The sequence below is a fragment of the Streptomyces sp. NPDC052107 genome, assembly GCF_040680215.1.
GTDB lineage: Bacteria > Actinomycetota > Actinomycetes > Streptomycetales > Streptomycetaceae > Streptomyces.
Window position 1 is genome coordinate 1458 of record NZ_JBFAWG010000206.1, and the last position, 3199, is coordinate 4656.

Sequence of the window (3199 nt, forward strand, 5' to 3'; positions counted from 1 at the left end):
GGTGGGGTGATGGGTGGCTGGTCGTTGTTTGAGAACTGCACAGTGGACGCGAGCATCTGTGGCCAAGTTTTTAAGGGCGCACGGTGGATGCCTTGGCACCAGGAACCGATGAAGGACGTGGGAGGCCACGATAGTCCCCGGGGAGTCGTCAACCAGGCTTTGATCCGGGGGTTTCCGAATGGGGAAACCCGGCAGTCGTCATGGGCTGTCACCCGCTGCTGAACACATAGGCAGTGTGGAGGGAACGCGGGGAAGTGAAACATCTCAGTACCCGCAGGAAGAGAAAACAACCGTGATTCCGGGAGTAGTGGCGAGCGAAACCGGATGAGGCCAAACCGTATGCGTGTGAGACCCGGCAGGGGTTGCGTATGCGGGGTTGTGGGATCTCTCTTCCACGGTCTGCCGGCCGTGGGACGAGTCAGAAACCGTTGATGTAGGCGAAGGACATGCGAAAGGTCCGGCGTAGAGGGTAAGACCCCCGTAGTCGAAACGTCAGCGGCTCGTTTGAGAGACACCCAAGTAGCACGGGGCCCGAGAAATCCCGTGTGAATCTGGCGGGACCACCCGCTAAGCCTAAATATTCCCTGGTGACCGATAGCGGATAGTACCGTGAGGGAATGGTGAAAAGTACCCCGGGAGGGGAGTGAAATAGTACCTGAAACCGTGTGCCTACAAGCCGTGGGAGCGTCGGGGACTTCGGTTCCTCGTGACTGCGTGCCTTTTGAAGAATGAGCCTGCGAGTTTGCGGTGTGTTGCGAGGTTAACCCGGGTGGGGAAGCCGTAGCGAAAGCGAGTCCGAATAGGGCGGTTCAGTAGCACGCTCAAGACCCGAAGCGGAGTGATCTAGCCATGGGCAGGTTGAAGCGGAGGTAAGACTTCGTGGAGGACCGAACCCACCAGGGTTGAAAACCTGGGGGATGACCTGTGGTTAGGGGTGAAAGGCCAATCAAACTCCGTGATAGCTGGTTCTCCCCGAAATGCATTTAGGTGCAGCGTCGTGTGTTTCTTGCCGGAGGTAGAGCACTGGATAGGCGATGGGCCCTACCGGGTTACTGACCTTAGCCAAACTCCGAATGCCGGTAAGTGAGAGCGCGGCAGTGAGACTGTGGGGGATAAGCTCCATGGTCGAGAGGGAAACAGCCCAGAGCATCGACTAAGGCCCCTAAGCGTACGCTAAGTGGGAAAGGATGTGGAGTCGCACAGACAACCAGGAGGTTGGCTTAGAAGCAGCCACCCTTGAAAGAGTGCGTAATAGCTCACTGGTCTAGTGATTCCGCGCCGACAATGTAGCGGGGCTCAAGCGTACCGCCGAAGTCGTGTCATTGCAGCGTATAGCCCCAACGGGTGCTGTGATGGGTAGGGGAGCGTCGTCTGCCGGGTGAAGCGGCACTGGAAGGTAGTCGTGGACGGTTGACGAGTGAGAATGCAGGCATGAGTAGCGATTCACACGTGAGAAACGTGTGCGCCGATTGACTAAGGGTTCCTGGGTCAAGCTGATCTGCCCAGGGTAAGTCGGGACCTAAGGCGAGGCCGACAGGCGTAGTCGATGGATAACCGGTTGATATTCCGGTACCCGCTGTGAAGCGTCAAACATCGAATCCAGTGATGCTAAGGCCGTGAAGCCGCCGGTGATCCCTTCGGGGTGATCCGGAGTGGTGGAGCCGCCGGACCAAGCTGGTAGTAGGTGAGTGATGGGGTGACGCAGGAAGGTAGTCCATCCCGGGCGGTGGTTGTCCCGGGGTAAGGGTGTAGGACGCGGGGTAGGCAAATCCGCCTCGTATGAGTCTGAGACCTGATGCCGAGCCGATTGTGGTGAAGTGGATGATCCTATGCTGTCGAGAAAAGCCTCTAGCGAGTTTCATGGCGGCCCGTACCCTAAACCGACTCAGGTGGTCAGGTAGAGAATACCGAGGCGTTCGGGTGAACTATGGTTAAGGAACTCGGCAAAATGCCCCCGTAACTTCGGGAGAAGGGGGGCCAGTCCTGGTGATGAGCTTCGCGCTCTGAGCTGGGGGTGGCCGCAGAGACCAGCGAGAAGCGACTGTTTACTAAAAACACAGGTCCGTGCGAAGCCGTAAGGCGATGTATACGGACTGACGCCTGCCCGGTGCTGGAACGTTAAGGGGACCGGTTAGCTCCATTTCGGTGGGGCGAAGCTGAGAACTTAAGCGCCAGTAAACGGCGGTGGTAACTATAACCATCCTAAGGTAGCGAAATTCCTTGTCGGGTAAGTTCCGACCTGCACGAATGGCGTAACGACTTCTCGACTGTCTCAACCATAGGCCCGGTGAAATTGCACTACGAGTAAAGATGCTCGTTTCGCGCAGCAGGACGGAAAGACCCCGGGACCTTTACTACAGTTTGATATTGGTGTTCGGTTCGGCTTGTGTAGGATAGCTGGGAGACTGTGAAGCATGCACGCCAGTGTGTGTGGAGTCGTCGTTGAAATACCAGTCTGGTCGTGCTGGATGTCTAACCTGGGTCCGTGATCCGGATCAGGGACAGTGTCTGATGGGTAGTTTAACTGGGGCGGTTGCCTCCTAAAGGGTAACGGAGGCGCCCAAAGGTTCCCTCAGCCTGGTTGGCAATCAGGTGTTGAGTGTAAGTGCACAAGGGAGCTTGACTGTGAGACCGACGGGTCGAGCAGGGACGAAAGTCGGGACTAGTGATCCGGCGGTGGCTTGTGGAAGCGCCGTCGCTCAACGGATAAAAGGTACCCCGGGGATAACAGGCTGATCTTCCCCAAGAGTCCATATCGACGGGATGGTTTGGCACCTCGATGTCGGCTCGTCGCATCCTGGGGCTGGAGTCGGTCCCAAGGGTTGGGCTGTTCGCCCATTAAAGCGGTACGCGAGCTGGGTTTAGAACGTCGTGAGACAGTTCGGTCCCTATCCGCTGTGCGCGTAGGAGTCTTGAGAAGGGCTGTCCCTAGTACGAGAGGACCGGGACGGACGAACCTCTGGTGTGCCAGTTGTTCTGCCAAGGGCATGGCTGGTTGGCTACGTTCGGGAGGGATAACCGCTGAAAGCATCTAAGCGGGAAGCCTGCTTCGAGATGAGGACTCCCACCCACTTGATGGGGTAAGGCTCCCAGTAGACGACTGGGTTGATAGGCCGGATCTGGAAGCCAGGTAACTGGTGGAGGTGACCGGTACTAATAGGCCGAGGGCTTGTCCTCAGTTGCTCGCGTCCACTGTGTT

Annotated in this window: 1 rRNA gene; it reads left to right on the forward strand. The window is 57.5% G+C overall.

The window, feature by feature from the left end:
* Positions 1-60: 60 nt before the first annotated feature.
* Positions 61-3177: ribosomal RNA gene (locus AB0M27_RS46840) — 23S ribosomal RNA — on the forward strand.
* The last annotated feature ends 22 nt before the right edge of the window (positions 3178-3199 follow it).